Annotated in this window: 1 protein-coding gene; it reads right to left on the reverse strand. The window is 47.0% G+C overall.

The annotated features are described in order from the left end of the window. Complete coding sequence (locus CI957_RS10460) at positions 1–312, reverse strand: nucleotidyltransferase family protein (protein ID WP_128754806.1); 312 nt, start codon at positions 310–312, stop codon at positions 1–3. Between the last annotated feature and the right edge of the window lie 3 nt (positions 313–315).

Below are 315 nucleotides of genomic sequence, written 5' to 3' on the forward strand. Positions count from 1 at the left end.
TCATGGGGTCACCTCTTTCAGGACATCATCTTGCATCCTGGGATGCAGGGCTCGTTTTGATATCACGTCCACAGGTAATCCGAGCAAGTCTTCAAGATAGTCGCCAAGTCCCACAAGATCAAACAGGGTTGCTCCGGTATCAAAATTGACCAGCACATCAACATCACTTCCCGGTTTTTCTTCCCCTCTGGCATAGGATCCGAAGATTCCGACAATCTCGGCTTTGTACTCCTGCCTGATCTCTTTCCGGTGTTCATTGATCAGGAGTTTGATTTCATCCAATCCCGGTGGGACTTTTTCTGATTTACTCATAAT

The sequence above is a fragment of the Methanohalophilus sp. WG1-DM genome (genome assembly GCF_004104135.1).
In the GTDB taxonomy this organism is placed as follows: domain Archaea; phylum Halobacteriota; class Methanosarcinia; order Methanosarcinales; family Methanosarcinaceae; genus Methanohalophilus; species Methanohalophilus euhalobius.